Origin of the sequence: Parafrankia irregularis (genome assembly GCF_001536285.1) — a bacterium.
Lineage (GTDB): Bacteria > Actinomycetota > Actinomycetes > Frankiales > Frankiaceae > Parafrankia > Parafrankia irregularis.
The window spans coordinates 13,831-35,038 of record NZ_FAOZ01000040.1 but is presented as its reverse complement, the minus strand read 5'-3'; the positions used below and the strand labels follow the sequence as shown (position 1 = coordinate 35,038).

General features: G+C 68.4%; 22 protein-coding genes. 5 read left to right on the top strand and 17 right to left on the bottom strand.

Going from position 1 to position 21,208, the window contains the following annotated elements:
- Positions 1-33: 33 nt before the first annotated feature.
- The 12 genes from AWX74_RS34635 to AWX74_RS34580 all read right to left on the bottom strand — a co-directional run bounded on the left by AWX74_RS34635 (position 34) and on the right by AWX74_RS34580 (position 9,872).
- The gene (locus AWX74_RS34635) at positions 34-1,302 is read right to left on the bottom strand and encodes a DUF3631 domain-containing protein (RefSeq protein ID WP_091285385.1); all 1,269 of its coding nucleotides are present in this window, start codon (positions 1,300-1,302) and stop codon (positions 34-36) included.
- Positions 1,299-2,240: a bifunctional DNA primase/polymerase gene (locus AWX74_RS34630; RefSeq protein WP_091285381.1), complete on the bottom strand. Its 942-nt coding sequence runs from the start codon at positions 2,238-2,240 to the stop codon at positions 1,299-1,301. Before AWX74_RS34630 ends, AWX74_RS34635 begins: the two co-directional genes overlap by 4 nt.
- Before the next feature lie 118 nt (positions 2,241-2,358).
- Complete coding sequence (gene ssb, locus AWX74_RS34625; RefSeq protein ID WP_091285377.1) at positions 2,359-2,832, bottom strand: single-stranded DNA-binding protein; 474 nt, start codon at positions 2,830-2,832, stop codon at positions 2,359-2,361.
- 85 nt (positions 2,833-2,917) lie between these two features.
- Positions 2,918-3,187, bottom strand: a complete 270-nt coding sequence (locus AWX74_RS34620) for a hypothetical protein (protein ID WP_091285374.1) — start codon at positions 3,185-3,187, stop codon at positions 2,918-2,920.
- Positions 3,188-3,209: 22 nt separating this feature from the next.
- Positions 3,210-3,449 (bottom strand): hypothetical protein, encoded by a 240-nt coding sequence (locus AWX74_RS34615; protein WP_091285371.1) that lies wholly within the window; start codon positions 3,447-3,449, stop codon positions 3,210-3,212.
- A gap of 140 nt (positions 3,450-3,589) precedes the next feature.
- Positions 3,590-5,806, bottom strand: coding sequence for a cell division protein FtsK (locus AWX74_RS34610; RefSeq protein ID WP_226931101.1), 2,217 nt, complete (start codon positions 5,804-5,806; stop codon positions 3,590-3,592).
- A gap of 88 nt (positions 5,807-5,894) precedes the next feature.
- Positions 5,895-6,689 (bottom strand): winged helix-turn-helix domain-containing protein, encoded by a 795-nt coding sequence (locus AWX74_RS41780; RefSeq protein ID WP_226931100.1) that lies wholly within the window; start codon positions 6,687-6,689, stop codon positions 5,895-5,897.
- A gap of 17 nt (positions 6,690-6,706) precedes the next feature.
- Complete coding sequence (locus AWX74_RS34600) at positions 6,707-6,952, bottom strand: DUF6284 family protein (protein WP_091285368.1); 246 nt, start codon at positions 6,950-6,952, stop codon at positions 6,707-6,709.
- Entirely contained in the window at positions 6,952-7,365 is a 414-nt protein-coding gene (locus AWX74_RS34595) for a hypothetical protein (protein WP_091285365.1), read from the bottom strand. Before AWX74_RS34595 ends, AWX74_RS34600 begins: the two co-directional genes overlap by 1 nt.
- A gap of 296 nt (positions 7,366-7,661) precedes the next feature.
- Positions 7,662-8,876, bottom strand: coding sequence for a helix-turn-helix domain-containing protein (locus tag AWX74_RS34590; protein WP_091285361.1), 1,215 nt, complete (start codon positions 8,874-8,876; stop codon positions 7,662-7,664).
- Positions 8,873-9,190, bottom strand: coding sequence for a putative quinol monooxygenase (locus AWX74_RS34585; protein ID WP_091285357.1), 318 nt, complete (start codon positions 9,188-9,190; stop codon positions 8,873-8,875). Before AWX74_RS34585 ends, AWX74_RS34590 begins: the two co-directional genes overlap by 4 nt.
- A gap of 391 nt (positions 9,191-9,581) precedes the next feature.
- A complete protein-coding gene (locus AWX74_RS34580) occupies positions 9,582-9,872 on the bottom strand; it encodes a hypothetical protein (protein WP_131799612.1) in 291 nt (96 codons plus the stop codon).
- A 359-nt stretch (positions 9,873-10,231) separates the two neighbouring features.
- Between AWX74_RS34580 and AWX74_RS34575 the strand changes: the two genes are divergently transcribed.
- Entirely contained in the window at positions 10,232-11,176 is a 945-nt protein-coding gene (locus AWX74_RS34575) for a hypothetical protein (RefSeq protein ID WP_091285350.1), read from the top strand.
- Positions 11,177-11,188: 12 nt separating this feature from the next.
- On the opposite strand, the gene AWX74_RS34570 is transcribed toward AWX74_RS34575, so the two are convergent.
- The 3 genes from AWX74_RS34570 to AWX74_RS34560 form a co-directional block, all read right to left on the bottom strand.
- Positions 11,189-11,674, bottom strand: coding sequence for a DUF4411 family protein (locus tag AWX74_RS34570; RefSeq protein WP_091285347.1), 486 nt, complete (start codon positions 11,672-11,674; stop codon positions 11,189-11,191).
- Complete coding sequence (locus tag AWX74_RS34565; RefSeq protein WP_091285343.1) at positions 11,674-12,831, bottom strand: ImmA/IrrE family metallo-endopeptidase; 1,158 nt, start codon at positions 12,829-12,831, stop codon at positions 11,674-11,676. Before AWX74_RS34565 ends, AWX74_RS34570 begins: the two co-directional genes overlap by 1 nt.
- Positions 12,832-13,697: 866 nt before the next feature.
- Entirely contained in the window at positions 13,698-14,330 is a 633-nt protein-coding gene (locus tag AWX74_RS34560) for a hypothetical protein (RefSeq protein ID WP_165615916.1), read from the bottom strand.
- Positions 14,331-14,938: 608 nt separating this feature from the next.
- Between AWX74_RS34560 and AWX74_RS34550 the strand changes: the two genes are divergently transcribed.
- Complete coding sequence (locus AWX74_RS34550) at positions 14,939-16,162, top strand: CU044_5270 family protein (RefSeq protein WP_311984162.1); 1,224 nt, start codon at positions 14,939-14,941, stop codon at positions 16,160-16,162.
- Positions 16,163-16,198: 36 nt separating this feature from the next.
- Here AWX74_RS34550 and AWX74_RS34545 read toward each other — a convergent pair whose 3' ends face one another.
- Entirely contained in the window at positions 16,199-16,819 is a 621-nt protein-coding gene (locus AWX74_RS34545; RefSeq protein ID WP_091285331.1) for an NAD(P)-dependent oxidoreductase, read from the bottom strand.
- Between the two features lie 107 nt (positions 16,820-16,926).
- Between AWX74_RS34545 and AWX74_RS34540 the strand changes: the two genes are divergently transcribed.
- The 3 genes from AWX74_RS34540 to AWX74_RS34530 all read left to right on the top strand — a co-directional run bounded on the left by AWX74_RS34540 (position 16,927) and on the right by AWX74_RS34530 (position 19,894).
- The gene (locus tag AWX74_RS34540) at positions 16,927-17,316 is read left to right on the top strand and encodes a winged helix-turn-helix transcriptional regulator (protein WP_091285328.1); all 390 of its coding nucleotides are present in this window, start codon (positions 16,927-16,929) and stop codon (positions 17,314-17,316) included.
- Between the two features lie 183 nt (positions 17,317-17,499).
- A complete protein-coding gene (locus AWX74_RS34535; RefSeq protein WP_242666558.1) occupies positions 17,500-18,456 on the top strand; it encodes a substrate-binding domain-containing protein in 957 nt (318 codons plus the stop codon).
- A gap of 118 nt (positions 18,457-18,574) precedes the next feature.
- Positions 18,575-19,894: an MFS transporter gene (locus tag AWX74_RS34530; RefSeq protein ID WP_091285323.1), complete on the top strand. Its 1,320-nt coding sequence runs from the start codon at positions 18,575-18,577 to the stop codon at positions 19,892-19,894.
- 80 nt (positions 19,895-19,974) lie between these two features.
- Here AWX74_RS34530 and AWX74_RS34525 read toward each other — a convergent pair whose 3' ends face one another.
- The gene (locus AWX74_RS34525; protein ID WP_091285321.1) at positions 19,975-21,162 is read right to left on the bottom strand and encodes a cytochrome P450; all 1,188 of its coding nucleotides are present in this window, start codon (positions 21,160-21,162) and stop codon (positions 19,975-19,977) included.
- Between the last annotated feature and the right edge of the window lie 46 nt (positions 21,163-21,208).

Sequence of the window (21,208 nt, the reverse complement as noted above, 5' to 3'; positions counted from 1 at the left end):
GGGGCGGGGCACGCGCGGGGGCCGGGCGTCGGATCATGCCGGGGTGATCGCGGGTGCTGGCGGGGTATCCGTCCCATCCGTCACACGCTCGTTGTGGCTGGTCAGCGCGGGACGGATCGGTGTGACGGGACGGATCGATCCGTCCCACGGCGGGTATCCGTCCCGCGCTGAGCTGGGCGGCGACGGCCGGGACGGGTGGGACGGCACCTCCGCCGACGGGTCCTCGGGGTCATCGGGCGGGCAGTAGCGGGCCCACGCGTCGGTGAACGCGGCGCGGTCGTAGCCCTTGGCCTGAGTGCCGTCCGGGAAGCGGATGTTGGCGGAGCGGATGCCGTAGTCGCGGAGCAGGACGGCCAGGCGGCGGCCGGTGAGTCCGGCCGGGCCGTGTTCGGCCCACGGCGCTTCGGGGTCGCCGTTGAGGAGCTGCAACAGCCGGGCGGTGGGAAGCGCGTTCTCGGCGCCGAACGCGCGGCGGCAGTCGAGCAGAAGCCGGACCCGCTGTGAGCTCTCCTCTCCCTCGTCGGCTTCGGCGGTCAGGACGTCGACGGCGCGCCGGGCCCGGTCCGGCCAGGGCCCGCCGGCGTGTTCGGCCACGGCGAACAGCGGTTCCCAGGTGTCGGCGGCCCGGTCCTCCACGGGCATGGCGGGTTCGGCGCGTTCCAGCGCGGCGAGGTCGGGGCGGAGCCAGGCGGAAAGATCTTCGGCGATGGTGCGCAGGGTGGGCCGGTCGCGGCGGTGTCGGTAGGGGGAGACGGTTTCTCCGGGCATGCGGCGGCGCATGCGGATGACGACGGCGCGGTCTTCGATGGTGTCGGGCATGGCGCCGATTCCGGCGAGCGCGGCCATGGCGAACGTCGGGCAGCGTTCCAGTTGACGGCCGACGTTGTCCCACCGAAGCGCCGGCCGGTTGCGCTGATGACCGGCATTCAGCAGACCACGTAGATCCTCGTTGGTGTCCGCGGATTTCCCACCAAAGACGGTGTCGGATTCGTCGACAAGCAGAGTCGGCGGATCGTCGTCAATCGACCGGTAAATGGCCGCGGTGGACGCGTTCACGGTGATAAGCGGGTTATGGCAGGTGGCTTCGACGACGTCGAGCAGGCGAGATTTCCCGCACCGCTTCTCCGGCGCGCGAATCACCAGGCGGGGTGCATGTGCCCACGCGGGTTGGGCGTGGGTGGCGGCGATCCACAGCACCACGGCATCGGTGGCCTGCGGCGAGGGCAGGACCACGTACCGCACGAGCGCGGCCCGGAGGGCATCGAGGATGGCCACCCCGTCGGCCGGCGGGCGGCCGGTCATGCCGGAATCCGCCGGGGGCGGGCCGCACTGGCGCGCAGGCCGGAACGGATCGTGGCGTCCGCGCTGGCGGCGGTGAACCCGTCGATGCCGATGTGGATGTCGGCAGCCTGTTTCAGCATGTCGGTGACCTCGGTGTCGGTGAGCGCGCCACCGGCGACCAGTTGGCCCAGGGCTACGGCGGAGCGGTAAAGGGCGGTGTTCCGGGCGCCGGTGCTGGCGTCGGTGATGTAGGCGAGTTGGCGGCGGATCGCGGCGTTCAGGTAGGCCGTCCGGCGCCCGGCCGGCAGGGCCACCCGCACCGGCCGCGGTGCGGGGCGCGGCGGGGTGAGCAAGGGCTGAAACAGGGTGGGGGGCAACGGGGCGATGGGCAGGTTCCGGGCGGTCGTGTAGAGCCGTCCAGCCACGACGGTTCCGGCGGCGACGACCTGTCCGCCCCATCCGCGGGTGTCGATCCACGGGCCCAGACTCCGGCCGGTGTTCCCGATCCGGGCGCCGGGCGGGGCGGCGTAGTAGAGATGCCATCCCCCGGAGCCGGTGCGGACCATGTAGGTGCGGGGGATCTCCACCCCGGCGCGCCGGGCGAGGACGACCAGGACCTCGGCGCCGGTGCGGACCTTTTCGGCCTGCCAGGCGGCGGGCAACGGCGGATCGCCCGGCTTGGGGGTGTCGAGGTCGACCACGACCAGCCCGGACGGGCCGGTCGCGATCCCCACCCCGTGGTGCGGGTGGGCCGACCAGTGCGCTTCGACGTGGGCCAGGTCGCGCGTCGCACGCTGCTCCCACGTCCGGTGCCCATCGGCACACGGGCCGGTGCGGGGGCAGTGGTCGACGTCGTGGGCGAGAGGGATCTTCCGGCCGGGGCGGAGCGGGAGGACGTACCAGCCACGGAACGCGGCGTTGAGCGCGACGGCGAGCATGCCGGACGCGATCGTGGTCATGGAACGGAACTCCTTTCAGGGATGGGGATCGGACCGGCGCGGACCGGGCCGGTGTGGGGCAGGCCAACCGGGGTCCGACCGGACCTGCCCCTGCTCCGTCGCCGTGGGCGGGGCGGGTCTAGAACGGCGGTTCCTCGCTGTAGCCCTGCTCCGTCCGGTCATTGGCGCTCCCGCCGGTGCGGGCCGGGGCGGCGGTGGACCATGGGTCTTCCGTGCGCGCGGCGCCGCGGGTGGCGCGGGTGACGGTGGCGGTGGTGAACAGCAGGGACGGACCGACCTCGTCGACGTCGAGGCCGAACATCGACCGGTGCTCTCCGGCGTCGGTGGTCCAGTGGTGCTGCCGCAGACGGCCGGTAACGATGACCCGAATGCCCTTGGCCAGCGACTCGGAGACGTGTTCCGCGGCGGTCCGCCAGGCGGTGCAGGTCAGGAACATCGGGTCGCTGTCGGCCCACTGGTTGGTGGTCTTGTCGAAGCGGCGCGGGGTGGACGCGACGGTGAACCGGCACATCGCCACCCCGGCCGGGGTGAACTTCAGCTCCGGGTCCGCGGTGAGGTTCCCGACGACGGTCAGCGGGGTCTCGTTCGCCATGGGGACGGTCCTTTCTCAGGTCAGGAAGCGGGGAGGTCAGCGGCGGGAACGGTGGGCGCCGGCGGGGCAGGGCCGGCGGCCCCGTTCAGCGGCGGGCCGACGCGCGCAGGCGTAGGGCGACGGCGGCGAGGACGACGGCTAGGGCGAGGGCGGCGACGGCGGCGAGGGTGTAGAGGGTGGTGGTCGCGGCGGGGCGGACCGGGCTGGGGACGCGGGCGGCGAGGGCGAGCAGGACCAGCACGGCGGCGGGCCGGCGGACGGCCCGGACCACGCGGCTGATCGTGGTGAGGGCGGCCCGCGCGGGCCGGATGAGCAAGAGGACGGCGAGGGCGGCGAGGGTGAGCAGGACGGCCATGGCGGGTCCCTCGGGGCGGTGGTCAGGGCAGGAGTCGACGGAGCGCGTTGCAGGCGCGGCGACCGACGCGCAGGCGTAGGCCGGTGTGGTCGCAGTGCCGGCACGGGCGGGTGCGGCGGGTGAAATGGCTTTCGGTGCGGGCGGTGCCGTGGCAGTGCGGGCAGGGGCCGAACGGCCGGACCCAGCACAGCAGGATGTAACCGAGAGTGACGACGATGAGGGGCAGGGAGAGGGCGGCTAGCAGGCCGGTGGTGGGGGTCACAAACCGCTCCTTGGGGAGTTTTCGGGCGCGGTTGGCCGAGGGCTGCTATCTACTAGAGCCCTGGCCAGGGTGGGTGTGAGGTGCTAGGGGATCTGCTAGCGATAGCAGGGGTGCCTGCTATCGCTAGCAGCCCCCGGCGGCTAGTTCGCCCGCCGCTTTCGGTCACGCTCCGCGATCACGGCGAGGATCGCCGCGTGGGAGATCCCGCGCCGGGTGACGGCCTTACCGTCGATGCGGCGGCCGACGTCGACGGGGGTGATGGCGTGCGGCTTGAGTGCGGCGGTGAGCTGTGCGGACTCCCATCCGCCGTAGACGTCGGGGCGTAGGTCGGCCAGGCGGGCGCACAGGGTCTCGTTCCACGTCTTGTCCTCACCGGCCGGCCACACCGCGGCGACGTCGACGACCACATCGGCGGCCGGGGCGGTGGTGCGGGTCTGCTCCGCCGGGGTCGGCAGGGTGCCGGCGGCGGTGCGCAGTTCGACCGCGCGGGCGATCACGCGGTCAAGCTCCGGGCCAGTGACGGGGTAGGACCGGTCAGCGGATGGCTTGCCGAAACCGGCGAGGATGCCCCACCCGGCTTCCACGACGGGTTCGAAGACGGTGGCCCGGTAGCCCTGCTTGTACATCGACGTGCCCAAGATCATGTCGTTCGCGACCTGGTCCGCGACCGACAGGCAGAACCGGCTGTTGACGTTGCGGGTGATCCCCGGGGGAAGGCTGTCCTTGTCGGGAATCTGGGTGCCGATCAGCAGGGTCACGCCCAGGGCGCGGCCAAGCTTGATGACCTTCTCGGCGTACTCGGCGGCTTCCTTGCCCCACGGGGAGTGAAACAGCTCCTGGATCTCGTCGATGAACGCCACCAGTGGGTGCAGCCCGGAGCCCTTCAGCGACGCCAGTTCCGGGGTCACCTTGTTCTCCGGTGCCTCGCCCGCGGCCGCGTAGAACGCGATCCGTTCCGACCGGCGGCGGCACTCGTCGTACAGCCACTTCAACATCGCCGCGCAGGCTTCCAAGGTGTCCTCGTCGAACCCGTTGCCGTACTCCGAGAGCACCGGCGCAGTACCGGCGAAGTCGCCCACTCCCTTCAACTCGTAGCCGCGGATCTCCACCCGCGGGTCCAGGGCGGCGGCGAGCACGAGCAGCCGCAACGCGAACGTCTTGCCCGATCCGGGCTGCCCGCCGAACAGCCAGTTCCGGAAGATCAGCGACACGGTCACGACGTTCATCCGCGGCGTGGTCGCGAACGGGAACGGCTTGAACACGTCCACGCTGCCGGAGCGGATCAGCGGCCAGGCGGGCTGACGCATCTGTGACGCGGGCTGGTAGCCGACCCACAGCGCCAACCGGCCCGTGTGACCGGGCGCGGGGTCGGGCCACACCTGGTCCAGCGGCAGCCGCAGACCGGACGCCAACCGGCCACGCCGCGCGATGACCTCCCCTGCTTCGACCCCGTAGGGCAGGTCGACGATGGCCAGGTGGCCGGGCCCGTCCCGGTGGATCTCCACCGGAAAGCTGATGGCGCCGGGGTTCTTCGCCACCGCGGAGTTGATGCCAGCGATCCCCAGCGACGTCAGCGCGCGGCGTACGAGTTCGGCGGTCAGCTTGCGGTACGTCTCACCGGCGCTGACGCGGTCGGTGATCGGCCGGTCCGCCGGGCGGCCCAACCGGGCGCAGGCCACGACCACGGCCAGGAACGCCAGCCAGCGCACCGGCGCCGGGGTCGGCCCGAACCACACCACCGCGGCGGCAACCAGCGCGGCGGTGCTGCCCGCGATCAGGATCGGCCACCGTACCGACGTCTGCCGCTGACGCTGCCGGTCCAGCTTCAGCCACGTCTCCGGGTCGTTGCGCCGCGCGGCATCCTGCCGCAGACCCCAGTTACCTTCCTCCGCCGTGGCCCAGCGCAGCAGCCGGGCGAGGGTGCGCAGGAACCCGATCGGCGCCCACACGGCGACCTTCGCCGCGTACTTCGGCGTCCGCACCGCGTGGAACCGGAGCACGTAGCCGGCGTTGCCCGCGGCGTGCCGGGCGGTCGCGACGATGTCGGCGCGGGAGTGCGCCCACGCGGGCAGGACCGGCACTCGACGCTGCCCACCGACTGGCCGGGGCCCGTCGTGGTCGGGCGGGTCGACTGGCGGCCCGACCTGCTCCGGGCGAGCGGTGAGCGACTCGGCATCCTCGTCCGCGTCGCTGTCGCCGTCGGGGGTGTCGTCGGTGTTGGTGGTGGGCTGGTCGGGGTCGACGCGGCGGGTCCGGGCCTTGTCGAGGTCGACGACCTCCGCTGCTTCGAGGGCGGCGGCGATGTCGGGAATCCAGCCGTCCGGGTCCGGCGGTGGGAACGGGTCGGTGGTGGTCATGATGGTGGTGCCTCCTTGCGGGGAGGACCGGGGCGCGGCGGGTGACTTTGGCGAGACGGTCGCCGCGCCCCGGGCGGAGCTGGTCGGGTCAGACGGCGGCGAGTACCGGCGTCGGGGCGGTCAGGGTGTCGGCGGTGCGGGGTCGGAGGAGTTCTTGCGCGGTGAGTAGCCGGCGGGCGCGGTCCGGGCCACAGCCGAGCGCGGCGGCGGCGCGGCGCACCGGGACGGTGCCGTCCGGGTCACGTGGTACATCGGCGAGGGCGGCGATCAGATCGGCGTCGGTGCGCCGGGCGGTACGGGGCTTGCTCGCCGTACCGGTACGGCGCCGGGCCGAGGTACCGGTACGGCGTACCGGAGCACCCTTGGTCGGCGGGACGGGAACGGCGGCCGGGGCGGTGGCAGGAGTTGAGGGAGCAGGGTCGGTCGCGGGGGTGAGGGCGGGTGCCGGCCCGTCGGCCGGCGGCGCGGTGGTGGTGAGGATGGCGAACTGGTGGCGGTAGCGGGGCGCGGCTTCGGCGAGCAGGATCAGCACGACCGGGGGCACCGAATGCGCGACGATCGCCCCGGCATCGAGGCTGGTGGCGGCGTCCCAGACGTTGAGGGTCCAGGTCGCCAGGCCGCAGAACCAGCGCAGGCCGGTTCCCCATCGGGTGGGGTGCAGGCCGTGGCGGGCAAGGACGCTGTCGGCGGTGATGCCCGCGAACAGCGCGAGGTCGACGATCGGTGCCAACAGCCACGCCTGCGGATCGTCGGTGTGATGCCCGATGGCGACGCTGTGCACGTTGGCCAGCGAGTACGCCCCGACCAGCAGGGCGACCAACCACAGGGCACCGTCGAGGGCGCGGCCGACACGGCGGAGATGGTCGGGGTTGATGGTGGCCATGGGGTGTCACCTCCTGCTCAGGCGGTGCGCCGGACGTGGGGTCGGCGGGGGTGGGCGGACAGCGGACGGGCGGTGCGGGCTTGCGCGTGGGCGTGGGCCAGGCGCCGCCAGACGAGGTCGGAGACCTGCCCGGCGGCTTCGGTGTCGAGGATGGTGATCTCGGCGTCGAGGACGGCGAGGTCGGCCGCGATCAGCGGCCACTCCCGTTCGATCGCCGCCAGCTCCCGGGCCGACGGCTCCCGCTCGACCGGATCGGCCACCATCACCAGCCCCCGGTGCCGTCGGGGAACATCCGCCGCGCGTGGGCGATGACCTCCGGGTCGTGCAAGCCGGTCCGGAACGTCACCGTGACCCCGTCGCGGACGACGAACCCGCCGACCCACACCCCGTCGTCGAGCGCGGGCGACGGGTCGGACACGGTGACCGGGACGTCGAGAGTGAACGTGGCGCCGGACAGCGACGCCAACGCCTGCCGATCGGTCCCGTGGAACAGGAACCGGACCTCGGGAAGCTCCGACCCGATGCCGTCCATCGCGCTGACCGACACCCGGATGTCCGGGTCGCTCCTGCGCATGTGGTCGATCAGGTCAGCGGCCAGGCGCAGCGCGGACGCGAACGGGCCGGCCGTCGCGGGGGTGGTCTGCTCCGGCGCGGCGATGGCCGCGAGGGCGGTCACTTCCCGCCTCGCTCGATCAGCTCACGGGCGATCCGCTCGACCTCGTGGACCGTCGCGTCCGTCAGGTTGTCCGCCAACGGCGGCGACATCAGGGCATGCTTCATAGCGGTCTGACCTCCTAGACAGGTCGGGCCAGGACCCCGGCCGGTGGTGGAGTCACCGCGCCGGGGTCCGCTCGTTCCGGGGCGGTGGAGTCGTCCCAGAAACGGCGAAGGCGGCGCCGGTGGCGCCGCCAACCCGCACTCAAAGTATGGGTCGTACTCTGAGTGTTGTCTAGTACTTTCTGTGCGGGTCGCCTAGGCGACTACTCCGCACCGGTCCGCCAAGCCGCGTAGGTCCTGGTCAGAGCGCCATCCGGGATCCTGGAGCAGGTCTCGGACCAGGACGCGGACTTTTGGGTGGTCTCGGATCTGCTCGGGCGCGATGCGCTCAGCCTCCAACAGTGCGGCGATCGCGTCCCCGCGGTCGCGACGCTGAGCGTGCGCGCGGGCCACGTCCACCAGGAACCGCGAACGCCGTTCGGGCGAAAGCCCGGCCGTGTCCACGCGGCCAGCGCGGTCCAGCGCGTCGCCAGCGTCGCCCAGCTCCACCGCGACCGCGACCGCGTGTAGTGCGACGTTCGCCGGACCGAACTCCAGGTTGAAATCGTTGCGACCCGCACCGACGGCACCGGCGAGGGTCTCAGCCTCCCCGATCGCCTGCCAGGCCCCGCCCCGGTCACCGGAACGGGCACAGATGATCGACCGAACCAGACACAGCGCGCCCAACGCGGACTGCCCCTCAACTCCCAACCCCGACGGGCCGGAACGAAGCGCATCCGCGGCCACCGTCGCAGCATGCCGGGCCTGCTGATACCGGCCGGCACTCAAGAACGTGTGCGCAAGCCGGTGGTGACCGGCAGCCACCAGGCCCAGGTTCCCGGCGCGTTCCGCCGCGAACAGCGCCCGGTCCGCGGCCAACCACGCGACCTCGATGTCACCGACCTTCACGAACAGCTCCGTAACCGCCTGGTACACAGCGGCCAGGACCCGGGCGACCGCCGGACGCTCGTCCGCCGGCGCGGAGCGAACCGCGGACTCCAGCTCACCGATCAGCGGCACGAGCGCCGGACCCGCGTCGGTGTAGCGGGAGGCATGGACCAGCGACCATGCGTCGTCCGCCCGCTCTTGGGCAGTCCGCGGGGAGGGCACCTCCGGCGTCGTCTCCGAGAACAGCAACGGCAACGCCGGATGACCGGTCAGCGCGAGGCGAAGCGCGGTCCGCCACGACTCGGCGTCGGATTCGACCGGTTCCGTCGGTGCTTCGGGTGCGAGATCCGACACGGGAATACCGAGTACCTCGGCAACCTGAGCGAGCACCGACAGGCGGTCGACCTTGCGGGTGTTCCGCTCAACCTGCGAAACCCAACTCTCCGACCGGCCAATCAGCCGACCGAGTTCGACTTGGGACAATCCGCGTCGTTTGCGATAGAAAGCGACTCTTTCGCCGAGCGTGGGGAGCGGATCTGTCATGGCGCACCGGCCGGCATGCCCTTGCCGTCGGCCACCGTCACGAACTCAACCCGTGGCGGGCCGGAAAGGAATTCCTCCCGGGCTGCGAGGAAGGCCCGAACGTGGTCTTGGCGCTCGTGTTCGTCAAACGCGGCCCGATCCTGGTACACCTCGTAGAAGATCCGGGCGTCAGGGTCCCCGTCCACGGTGTGCGTCAGATACAGCAAAGTCCCTGGCTCGGATGACACGATGAGCGGCAACGTCCGGGCCACCAGCCGATCGAACCCCTCGGCGCCACCAGGCCTCAGACTGAACCGGACCACCAAGCCGAACATAGATCCTCTTCCTGTGGGTGGACGTCAAGAGTCCAACGATCCTCCCACAGGTCGCATTCCCGTAACCACCCCGCACTTTTGGTGCGACTCGGCTACGTTGGGTCGGCCGATCCGTGCGGCGCGACCGCACCCGGCAGGTGGGCCAACAGCACTCGGTAGTGCGTGATGCCGCGACGTTCCATCCACGCGGCGAGTGCCGACGGACCCGCAAACGGCGCCACAACCTCGATGGGCTCGCCGTCCTCGTTGAGGACCAAGCCACCAACGAGAGGTGGGTACCGGTCGGGTTGGTCTGACGCGGCGGGCATCCCGGTAGAGGATGACTCGCAACCGCGGCCTCGCCACATAGGAAACAGCGCGCCGAGAGGAACGGGAGAGATGTCGGAGTTGCTCATTTTTCGCACGCATTCGTGCGATGCTCCTGACTGCCGCCCTTCTGGTGCGATTCAGGTGGAAGGCGGAAGCGGAAAAGGTTGGCTCCGTCAGCACGGTCCGGCACCTCGACCTCGACCAGCCGAGCGCTACCCCGAACGTAAAGAGCCAGCGCGTTCGTGAGCTGCTCAGCCGTCACCCCGGTGTCCGCGTAGACCTCCACTTCCCCATCGATGTGCCCTGCCCAGATCCGGCAGCCCTGCTCAGGTCGGTAGCGCGGCTCTCGTAGCTTGGCAGCACCATCATCCATCGGTCGATCCCTTCCCAAGTCGCTCAGGGGTCCGCCGCGGTCGGCCTGTACTCACACACCCGGCCAGCCTCCTCGTACCGCGACTCACGGCCACGCTAGTACCAGTCGCATCCATTTGACTACCCAGCACTATTTGTGCGGCCAAGTGCAGAGACGTAGAGATAGATTGCCGGGTTGCCGAGCTCCTCCGTCTGGGATCAGAGAGCCCGATTTGAGCCCGCCCCCGCGACGACTGCGAGTGTCCCCGGGGAGTCACGGCTCGCAGACGTCGTCGGATCCGGAGTCTTGCCCCGCGTTCACCGGCATCGGATCAGCATAAAGACTTCGATATCACGTAACATCTACACATGACAGGACCGGTGAAGCTATACGAGCTCCGGAACGCAATTGCCGAGACGTTGCGAGACGCATTGCGCTCCTACGAAATCCCCGAAGCTTGCGTTTCGTATGGCCTAGAACCGGGAACGGAAAGCGATGCCTTTTCGAGCAAGCGTTGGTATGTACTGTCGAGGATAGAAAAGCATAATCGCGCACAGCTCGTCGCGCTTGCGCGACAAATTCTTGATGATCACGCAAGTCCGCAACTTGAGGATCTTATTAAGAGATCCGGCGCTCAGGGCGCATCCGGAGAGTTCAGGAATCTTATATTCTCGGCCGATGGGCCAAAGCCTGAAATAATCTTGACGGACGCAGTCAGCAACATTGTAAAGATTACTAAGAACGAGCAATTCTGCTTGGTCTACGACCGTCCGATCGACTCGCGGGGTCTTACCTGGAAGAGCCTCGTCAGCTGGTGGCAGGAAATTACGAGAATCGAAGATTCTATGATGGCGGGACGCCATCTATATCAACGCTTGAGTAAATCTCTTGCGTCGGACCCCGAGCGAGTCTTCTTCAATCGTTACTGTGGGGCCTACGCGAATGCCGAAGGTTGGGAATGGCCTGCTCTTATTCCGCAAGTTTACATGCACTACGACCCTTACACGAAAGCATCTCGTTCAAGTCAGGGCCCACTCATAAGGCAGCGGATGGATTTTCTTCTACTGCTTCCAGGTGATATTCGAATTGTCGTCGAAATCGACGGGGTGCACCATTATTCCTCGGAAGGGAAACCCGATCCTCGGCGCTATGCGGAGATGGTTTCTGAGGACAGGAAGCTGCGTCTCGCTGGATATGATGTATATCGCTTCGGCGGCTACGAATTCATCGAAGAAAACGGTAAAGCGGTCGTGGACAATTTTATTGATACTTTCTGTGTACGATACGAGCTACCGGTAATCGACAAATCAAAGTGGCCTGCTTAGAGTTTATGAACCTTAGAGGAGTACGAACTTTGCGCTCTCGCTCCTCAGCATTCGGAATGGATCTATGCAGGCCACGCCAACCGCATGACACGCATCCGGAATTTTGATCCTCTTGACCGAACCTGTATTCGGGACTTCGTGAGTCACTACAACGAATCGCTGTGTTAGGGCTTGTGCAACAAGATGGAAGTCGGCTGCGCTGAAGAACTCATTGACGGCTCTGGCCGCATATCCAGCGCCGTTGGCCCAGAGTGCAACTCTCGCCAAGGACGGAGCATCATCCGGTGTAGATGGTAGGCGGAAAGAGTTAGGCTGACCCTTAAGCCAGGCCGCCAACTCGTCGTTGCCAGACATTATTTCGTCTGCGACCTTTTCCACAACGTACACTTTGCCCGCAAGATGGCCGTTGGTTAGCCAATCCCAAAAACCCGGCACTACGTCAAATGGGTAGTGTCGATTCTTTGCCTGGATCAGTACGTTGGAGTCGACCAGATACACTAAACCACTCCGAGTTTCTGACCCAGTTCTTCAAAGGTCGAAATCTTACTGAAACCCAAAAGGCGGAAAGTGTCTCTGTACATGGTGCGGCCCCCGACTGTATCCGCTAGTATTGCGCGCGTGAACCTCTTGCTCATTCGAATGGGCTCAGTATTGTAGAAATTTCCGCTAGATTCATCGCGCTTCGGGCTTAGCCTGCGAACTCGGTCTAGCTCGACAGGAAAAGCGTTTCTGAATCTTGTTGGAGAAATTGCCCGTGTGTCATGGAGTCTTCTGAGCACAACGAGAGTGCTCACCCTGTAGATTTTTGCGAGTCGGTCAAGCTCCATGGTGAGGTCGGCAGTCGACCGAAACTCGACTACAATCGATTCAGTAGGAACGAGTAGCTCTGCGGCGACCGAATTACACCAGATTTCGACAGCGCCATTTTCTTCAAGGCTTCCGAGGTTCGGGTTCGATACGCCCGACTCTCCAAGTGCAATGTGCGCGAGTTCATGCGCAAGCGTAAAGATCTGTGCAGCCTTCGTGTCGCTGCCATTAATGAATATCACCGGGGCATACTCGTCGACCAGCGAGAAGCCTCGAAACTCGTCAGGGTCCAGCTTGCGATGCGTATTATTGTCTACTACACCGTTGACCATGACGAGAATTCCCGCCTTCTCGGCATTCTCGCGAAGCCCATCCAACGCCCTACTCCAGCTTTGGAAGGTGGACCTGATGTCGAGGCCGAAGCCAAGCGTATCTCGAAGCGCAGAAGCCGCACTCCGCGGATCGGCATCAAGCGACATGCTTCCGACTAGGCTGACAGGATCGTGGTCATTCTCCTCCGCAAATGCGCGGTACCAATCCTGGCGCCTCTGGCATGCGTAGATAATGTCCAACAAATCTGGAGTAGGCCTAATCACCGGTTCGTCCCCTATGGTGCGAAAATCGGTGATTGGGAGATTTTCTACGGGTGGTTCGGGGAGAAAGAAGAAGCCGAACGGCGTATGTGTTGCACGGGCAAAGCCTTCTAGCTGGCGCATTGTAGGCTGCTGAACGCCAGCCTCCCACTCGATGAGTTTAGGGAAGCTCCTAGAGAGGTCTTGGACCGTACGGCCGGACCTCTCTCGTGCCCAAGCGAGTAGGCCCGGCGAGACTGCGACGCGCTCCGCCATACCACCGCACCCCCCGTCAAGCTGCCTAGGTTCCTGACCCGCCTTGCAAGCGTAGGGCGCCGGATGCGCGGCCCGCATGCGATCCACAGAAGTTGATCCAGTAGTGGGGCTGTGCGGCTCACGAGTGCTTGCAGTGCCCTCGTAGCACCAAGGCGGCCCTGCCTGGTGGTTTGCAAGCCACCAAGCGGTGATACGGGGGCACAGTACCGCACCGATGTAACTACGCTTTGGAGCTGGGTGACCATCGACTCGGCCGAACGCTCATGATCATTTGCGGCTTGACGTGTCGTGACCTGGGATCGCTGGTGGCAAGGCTAGGCTAGACCGTAGGTCGATCGGCACAAACTGTGGCGAAACAGGCAAATCGCCATCACCGATGCACGAAGCGCACGCTGGTTGGAAGCCTCGATCGGGCCGGTTGGCTGGGCTTGATCGGACCACCCGTAGGTCACAGTCTGGAAGACGGACGTTAGGGCAACGTAGAGCCCAGAGACGTTGTCTTCTGCGGCATGGCCACAGTCGCGCTGGCCAGCCGTCGACCTCCCAGGTTCGCGACGCGGATCCCGTGCCCCTGCTTCCTCCGGTCAACGTGACGTGGCCGCATGGTCTCAGTCCTGGTCTCGTTCACTGCCGTTCAACGATGGTCGCGGCTGTGTCGGATCATCCGCGGACGAGCGGGTTGAATGGCCCGGCACGGTGGTGAATCGAACACCGTGGCACTGAAAAGCGGAAGGTCGGCGGGTTCCACCTCGACTACGTCGCGAACCGTCATGAAGGCTGTCGCACGTGCCTCCGCGGCACTCGACGGTAGGGAACGCGAAGCGGCCGGTACCTGAGCCAGGTACCGGCTGCTTCGTGTGATGGGTCTAGACGCCGTAGATCTTGCCGATCCGCTCCTGGAGACGGATGACATCGTCCATCCAGGTGGGTACCTGGGCGACTTCGACCATTCTGGCGATCGAGGCGGCGGCGGCCTCCTGTGCCGGGCCGAGCGCTCGGGCGATCGAGGCGGACGTGGATGCCTGGTGGGTCTTGGCGAGCTCCTGCATCGGACTGACCGCCGCAGCGATCGAGGCGGCGGCGGCCTCCTGCGCCGGGGCGAGCGCTCGGGCGATCGAGGCGGACGTGGATGCCTGGTGGGTCTTGGCGAGCTCCTGCATCGGACTGACCGCCGCAGCGATCGAGGCGGCGGCGGCCTCCTGTGCCGGGGCGAGCGCTCGGGCGATCGAGGCGAATGCGGATGCCTGGTAGTCGGCAACGATGCGAGCCATCCGGTCCCGAAGAAGCGGATCGATGCCTAGGGCCGTCTCGAGCTTGGAGACGTTCAGTCCCTGGTCGTCCGCGCTGCGTTGCTTCGCGTGCTCCTGCGCGGCAGCTACCTCGACATCCACCATGCGGGCCGCGACGCTGTAGGGCTCGCCGGTCCTTGCCTGACGGGCGCGAATAGCCCTCACCCGGGCACGATCCGCTACGGGCTTGCGCTTGAAGTTCTTGGACACGACATCCTCCGACGGAGTCCCACGCCCTCCGCAAGATCGGCGGTCATGCCAAACGTGCGGATGAGTGCGCTGAGTCAAGGCCTCTTGTCCTCATCGCTGCGGGTGCGTGGGTCCCGGTAGCTCGGAGCCGGCAGGCGCGTCTGCCTTGATCTAGGACCGTACACGATCACTCCCCGGCTGGGCAAGTTGGTGGATCGGCGGTCTCAGTTCTGGTCTCGTTCACGTTCGTTCGGGGGCGTCCGCCAAGGATCGTTTGGCCGTCACGTATCACGCGCGTACCACTGCGAACGGCCGCAAACGGGGTGCCACAGACTTGGAAAGCGTGTTGGGGGCAACCCCTCGCGAGTTCGAATCTCGCATCCTCCGCAACCTGATCGTGGGAATGGTCGACCGCACCCCTTGCGGCTCAACGAACGTCTGTCGTCCGGGCTGACGTCCGCCTCGCTCGATGATCTATGTGGGCACGTTCGCGCGCTTCCGAGGGATCGCGGCGGCAGCGGTCTCCGCAGTCTGCGCCCCGGACGACCGCAGCAGGTGCGTGTACAGATGCCCGGTGATGGTCGTCGAGGCCGCTTCGACACCAACGTGATGTCGACTTCCTCGGCAAGGTGGATCGAGGCGCTGCTGTGCCTCAGGCCGTGGTCGCCGACCGGATTCTTGGCGGTCACGACCCGGCAGACGGCATCGACGAGACCGCGGCTACGGATCACACAGCTGTCCTTGCCCGCATCCTTGACACCCCCGGGGACCCGGGACGGCGCGGCCGAAGCCAGAGCGCCGCTCGACGCCGGTCACACGCGCTGTGGCTAACGCCGGTGGGGATGGCTGCCGTCCTGGTAGCGATCGTCGTGACTCAGCTCGGCCTGCCGCGGGGCACCGCCCCGTCGCTGGCTCAGGCCGCTACACCACCGCCGCTGACCTACCAGGCCGAGGCGGGATCTGCCCGGGAGGCGCTGCTGGCCGTCGCCGGCCGCATCCGCGCGGCCGAGGCTCCTGCGAGCAGTAGCACTGGTTATCGATACGTGCGGACGCAGAGCTGGGATCTGTCCACACGGATCGATGGTGTCCAGGTCCGTTCGGCGGTCCTGCCCGAGATCCGTGAGGTTTGGCGTGCTCCCGACGGCTCCGGGCGCATTCGAACCGTCGCGGGCGAGCCGCAGTTCCCTTCGGAGGATGCGCGGCAGGCATGGGAGGAGGAAGGACGTCCCATAGCCGATCCTGCTGATGAGACTTTCCCGGCTGGCGGCCTGGGTGCCATGTATCCAGCAGACCTGCCCACGGGCACGACCGAGCTGGCAGCCCTCCTCGCCACCAGTCATCCAGTTGAGAACGGCCCCGCCGAGACCCTCGTCGCCATCGCCGATCTCTGCCTCGAACAGGTTCCACCCGCACCGGTGCGCGCCGCCCTTCTCGACGTTCTTGCCTCCACTCCGGACCTTTACTTCCAGGGCCGCACCGTCGACCGGGCCGGCCGCCCCGCCCTCGCGGTCGCGGTCGACAGCGCGATGTCCGGACTGCCGACCCGCTACACCCTGCTCATCGATCCGACCGACGGACGTCTCCTCGGCCAGGAGAAGACCCTGACCGGCACCGCCGGTGCTCTCGGCGTCCCATTCCCAGCGTTATCTCCTACACCGCCTTCCTCGACGCCACTCACACCCAGGGCACTGAACCCCCGCGTTGAAGAAAGGGGCTGGTGGCCGGACAGTCGGCATCGAGGCCCGGCCGAACGGCGAAGCCGCATTTCTCGGTGGCTCGTAGCCGCGCGGACCCCCGACTACTCCGGAAACGCGGATGCCCCCGCGCCAGACGGCCGAGGCAGTCGACCCTGACTCGGTAAGGTCACGACCCGTCTCCCTGGTCGGTGCCTACCGGACGCTGACGGTGGCGCGGTGGTGACGCGCTTCCTCGATCTCGTCGAGCAGCGCGATTGCGAAGTCCGAGTAGCCGATCCGGCTGGCCGCGTCGCCGTGCTCGGCGACCCGGTACTGGCCGGTGCGCGCCCCGTCGTGGTTGAAGTCCCCGGCGGGAGCGATGTACGCCCAGTCGAGCTCGCAGGTGCGCAGCACGTCGAGGCCCGCCGCGTGGCCGAGAAAGAAAGGACGGTACTCGTTCGGGTAGCCGGGCTCGTCCATCAACGCGGCGCCGGATGCCCCCGGCAGGATCGAGGAGAGGCCGACGACCACCAGACGGCGCACGCCCGCCCTGGCCAGCCCTGTGACCAGGGCGCGGGACGATGCGGTGAAGAAATCGTGTGCCGGCACGGACAGGTCGACCGCGGCGCTGATCGCCGCGTCCTGCCCGGCCGCCGCCCGCTCGACACTCATCGCGTCCGTCACATCGCCCGCAACCACCCGGACGTCGGACGGCAGGTCACCATGCTGGGCGGGGTCGCGGACCACGGCGGTGACCTGGTGGCCGCGGCGACCTGCTTCGGCGAGAGCCTGCCGCCCCGCACGCCCGCCTGCGCCGAACACCACAATGTCCACGGCAACCCCTCTCTCGGGAACCGGCGCCCTTGCGCCGGCCGTTGCGCGGACGCTAGCGAGGACGACGGTTACCGCGGGGATACCGGTTGTCTGGCTATCGTGAGGCTGTGAGGGAGCCTCTGCCCGCCGACATGTTCGACGAGCTGTGCCCGTCCTCGCTCAACCCGATCCGCTTCGGCGACAAGTGGGCGGCCCTCATCATCCGCTGCCTTGAAGACGGGCCGCGCCGGTTCTCCGAGCTGCGCGTGCCACTTAGCCGGGTCACTCCCAAGGTGCTCACCCAGTCGCTGCGTTCCCTCGAACGGGACGGCCTGATCACCCGCACCGTCCTGGATGCCAGGGCCAACGCCCATGTCGAGTACGAGCTGACCGCGCTGGGCCGCAGCATGCTGGAGCCGATGACGGTTGCCTGCGCCTGGGTCGCCGAGCACTGGGACCAGCTCCTCGATGCCCGCGAGGCGTACGACGGCGTCATCCGCCTCGACCGCGCCGGGTGACGCCGCGCGGCTCTCGCCGACGCGCTCCACGCGGGGAACGGCGCCCACCGGTCCGCCGGCGAGGGTGTCGTCGATGCGGCCGAAGGCGGCGTCGAGCGGGACGAGGTCGTGCCCGCCCAGGTTGGTGACCAAGCCGGGAAGATCAGGGCCCGAGTGCGCTCGTTTCTCCCCACGATTCGGCTGGTGGCCCTACAGTCGGCGGCCATGGCCCGTTATGTGGAGATCGCTCATGAACTGGCGTGTCGTGTGCGGTCCGGAGAACTGGCCGCGCAGACGGAGCTGCCCGGGGTGCGGGAGTACGCCCGGGTTCTGGGGACGACCTCGTCGACGGTCGTGCGGGCGTACCGGTATCTGGCCGACGGTGCGGTGATCACGATCGCGGATCGGCGGCGGGCCCGGGTCGCGGCGGAGGGCGTGATCGCGGCGGCGCGGCTGTTGGAGCCCGGGAGGGTGTTCCGGCTCGCCGGCAGCGACGATCCCGCGTTGGGTGTTCTGCTCGGTCGCCTCGGCCCGGCCGTGACGCCGGTCGGTGCGCGGGGCAGTTTCCCTGGTCTGCGCGCTGTCATCCGTGGTGAAGCCGACGGTGCGGTGATCCACCTGTGTCATCGCGACGGCGTGTACAACGAGGCGTTCGTTCGGGCCGTGTTGGCCCGCGACGACCCGCACCTGATCCACCTGTGGCGGCGTGAGCAGGGGTTGATCGTCCCGGCCGGCAATCCACGCGGGCTCGCCTCGGCCGCCGGAATCGGCGGTCTCCAGGTCGCTCGGCGTGAGCTCGGAGCGGGCACCCGAGTACTGCTTGATCAGCTGCTGCTCGCCGAGGGGATCGCCCCGGACGCTGTCGCCGGACCGGTGCTTCCCTCGCATATGGAGGTCGCGTTCGCGGTCGCGCTGGGCATCGCCGACGTGGGGCTGGGCGTGCGGGCGGGGCTCGCGGATCTGGGGCTGGAGTTCGTGCCGCTGCGGTGGGAGCCGTACGAGATCGCGCTCGGACGTGAGTCGTTGGGCGCCGCCCGGCCGCTGCTCGACGCATTGCGGGACCCCGCCCTGCATCAGGCGATCACGGCACTCGGCGGCTATGACCTCACCCGCACCGGCATGGTCCGACCGGTGGACGTGGACCGGCCGTCGGCGGAATAGCCCTGCTGTCGTTGGTGCGGGCAGTGTTGGCACAGACCGGTACAAAGATCATTGTAAGCGGGTAGGGCGACCGGGAACAGACTGCATTTTCGGCGAGGAAAGCTGTTTTCTTCCGTATGTGCGCAGCGAGACGGCGAACAGTGAGGCCGAGAGCGGTGAGGCCGAGTGCAGTGAGGCCAGGAGCGGAACCGCGGCCGGGGAGACGTCGGAGGCGACGACTGACCCGGCGCGGGAGCCGTCCGGGCGGCTGTGGCTCACCCCCGGGGTCGGGGGAATCGGGACGGCGAGTTTCCTCGCCGATGTCGGGCACGAGGTGCCGACCGCGCTGATGGCCGGTTTCGTCACCGTGACCCTGGGCGCCCCGGCCGCCGCGCTGGGCGCGATCGAGGGCATTTCGGACGGGTTGGCCGGTGCGGGCCGGTTCGTCGGCGGCGCCCTGGCCGACGACCCCCGCCGGCGCCGGACGGTCGCGATCGGCGGCTACACCACCACCGCCGCGCTCGCCGCCCTGATCGGGGCGACCACCTCGACCGCGCAGGCCGGGGTCCTGCGCGGGGCGGCGTGGGCGGCCCGGGGGCTGCGGGTCCCGGCCCGCAACGCGCTGCTCGCCGACGTCGTGCCCGCCGCCGCCTACGGCCGGGCCTACGGTTTCGAGCGGACCATGGACAATCTCGGCGCGATCGTGGGCCCGCTGCTCGCACTCGGCCTGGTGTCGCTGGTCGGCGTGCGTACCGCGATGCTGCTGTCGGTGATCCCAGGGCTGCTGGCCGCGGTCGCGGTTGGCTACGCGATCCGGCAGGCGAAGGTGCCCCGGGCCGGTGAACGCCGCCGCCTGCGCTTTCAGGTCCGTCCGGTGCTGCGCGGCCAGCTCGGCCGGGTGCTGACCGGCTTCACCGCGTTCGAGGTCGGCAATGCGGCCGCCGCCCTGCTGATCCTGCGGGCCACGGATCTGCTGGCCCCCGGGCACGGCACCGGCACCGCCACCCAGATCGCGATCGGCCTGTACATCGCCTACAACATCGCCGCCACAGCCGCGTCGTTCCCAGCCGGAGGCATCTCCGACCGGCTCGGCCGGCGCGGGCCACTGCTGGTCACCGTCGCCGGCGTCGCCGCGTTTCTGGCCTCCTACCTGCTGTTCGCCGCGGCCGGGCCGCAGGTCTGGCTGCTGGGGGTCGGGTTCGTCCTGGCGGGTTTCGGGATCGGGTGCGCGGAGACCGCGGAGCACGCGGCGGTCGCCGCGTTCGCTCCCGAGGAGATCCGTGGGTCGGCGTTCGGACTGCTCGCCACCGTGCAGGCGGTCGGCAACACCGCCGCCAGCGTCGTCGCGGGGCTCCTGTACACCGTGGCCTCGCCCGCGCTCGCGTTCGGCTACCTCACGGCCTGGATGGCACTCGCACTCGTCGCCCTGCTCTGGGCGACGCGGACAACACCGGCGTGATCGTCAGGTGACGTGGGCCGGGGCCGGGGCCGGGGCCGGGGCTGGGGCTGGGGTGAACTGTGCGGCGTGGAGGCTGCCGATCAGAGAATGATCGGCAGCTTCTCGTAGCCGCGCACGGTGCTGGTATGTAGGCGAACCGTGTTCTTGTGGTCTATGTCCCAGGTCGGGAAACGGCGCAGGGTCTCCTCCAGGGCGATGCGTCCCTCCATGCGGGCTAGGGAGGCGCCGAGGCAGAAGTGGACGCCGCGGCCGAAGGAGAGGTGCCTGTCGAACGAGCGGCGGATGTCGTAGCGGTCCGGGTCGTCGTACTTGCGGTCGTCCCGCCCGGCGGAGCCGGTGAGCAGCAGAACCTTCGACATGGCAGGGATCCGGGTGCCGTGCAGGTCGATGTCGCGGGTGGCCATGCGCCCCTGGACGGGAGACGGTGCCTCGTGGCGCAGGGTCTCCTCGACGGCGCCCGGCAGCAGCGCCGGGTCGGCGGCCAGGTCGGCCCGCTGGTCGGGGTGGGCGGCCAGCAGCACGCAGGCCCAGCCGAGCAGACGGGCGACGGTCTCGGTGCCCGCGGAGACGAGCAGCGCGGTGAAGTCCGTGGCCTCGCGCAGGCTCAGGCGGCGGGTGCCGCCCTCGGCCGCGATCTCCGCCTGGATGAGCGCGGTCATCATGTCGTCGCGGGGGCTCCTGGCCCGCTCCTCGAGCTGGGCGGTCAGGTAGCCGTGGAACCGGGCGGTGGCCGCCATGGCGGTCTCGTTGAACATGCCCTTCTCCGGGTCCAGGTAGAACGTCCCGTCGATCATCTTTCGGACGTCCTCCCGGTCGGCGGGGTCGACGCCGATGAGCTGGGAGATGACCAGTGAGGGGAGCTGGGCGGCGAAGTCCTGGACGTAGTCGAACCCGCCACCGCCGATATGCGGGTCGAGAAGCTCGGCGCACAGGTCCCGGATGACGCCTTCGAGACCGCCGACTCGGCGCGGGGTGAAGGCCCGGGAGACCAGCACGCGCAGGGTGGTGTGCGCGGGCGGGTCGATGAAGATTATCTGCCCGGTGTCCCAGGGCTCCGGCTTCATGAGTTCGAGGACGGTGCCGTACCTGGAGCTGTATGTCGTCGGATCGAGGTGGGCCGCGTCGACGTCGGCGAAGCGGGAGAGGGCGTAGAAGTCGAACTTCTCGTTGCGATAGACCGGCGCCTCGTCGCGCATCCGCTTCCACCGCGGGTGCGGGTCGACGTCGATCTCCTTGTCGAACGGGTCCCAGTACAGATCGTCCGTCATGTGGATAAGTCCTCTCGTCGTAGGTGCGGGATGAAGTGAGGACTTT

What these genes read in the sequence shown, in the direction of transcription:
- ssb (WP_091285377.1), bottom strand. Translation starts at nt 2,832, where the DNA reads ATGGCGAACGAGACCCCGCTGACCGTCGTCGGGAACCTCACCGCGGAC.
- AWX74_RS34630 (WP_091285381.1), bottom strand. Translation starts at nt 2,240, where the DNA reads ATGACCACGATCGCGTCCGGCATGCTCGCCGTCGCGCTCAACGCCGCG.
- AWX74_RS34620 (WP_091285374.1), bottom strand. Translation starts at nt 3,187, where the DNA reads ATGGCCGTCCTGCTCACCCTCGCCGCCCTCGCCGTCCTCTTGCTCATC.
- AWX74_RS34610 (WP_226931101.1), bottom strand. Translation starts at nt 5,806, where the DNA reads ATGACCACCACCGACCCGTTCCCACCGCCGGACCCGGACGGCTGGATT.
- AWX74_RS34585 (WP_091285357.1), bottom strand. Translation starts at nt 9,190, where the DNA reads ATGTTCGGCTTGGTGGTCCGGTTCAGTCTGAGGCCTGGTGGCGCCGAG.
- AWX74_RS34590 (WP_091285361.1), bottom strand. Translation starts at nt 8,876, where the DNA reads ATGACAGATCCGCTCCCCACGCTCGGCGAAAGAGTCGCTTTCTATCGC.
- AWX74_RS34635 (WP_091285385.1), bottom strand. Translation starts at nt 1,302, where the DNA reads ATGACCGGCCGCCCGCCGGCCGACGGGGTGGCCATCCTCGATGCCCTC.
- AWX74_RS34525 (WP_091285321.1), bottom strand. Translation starts at nt 21,162, where the DNA reads ATGACGGACGATCTGTACTGGGACCCGTTCGACAAGGAGATCGACGTC.
- AWX74_RS34565 (WP_091285343.1), bottom strand. Translation starts at nt 12,831, where the DNA reads ATGGCGGAGCGCGTCGCAGTCTCGCCGGGCCTACTCGCTTGGGCACGA.
- AWX74_RS41780 (WP_226931100.1), bottom strand. Translation starts at nt 6,689, where the DNA reads ATGGCCACCATCAACCCCGACCATCTCCGCCGTGTCGGCCGCGCCCTC.
- AWX74_RS34580 (WP_131799612.1), bottom strand. Translation starts at nt 9,872, where the DNA reads ATGGATGATGGTGCTGCCAAGCTACGAGAGCCGCGCTACCGACCTGAG.
- AWX74_RS34600 (WP_091285368.1), bottom strand. Translation starts at nt 6,952, where the DNA reads ATGGTGGCCGATCCGGTCGAGCGGGAGCCGTCGGCCCGGGAGCTGGCG.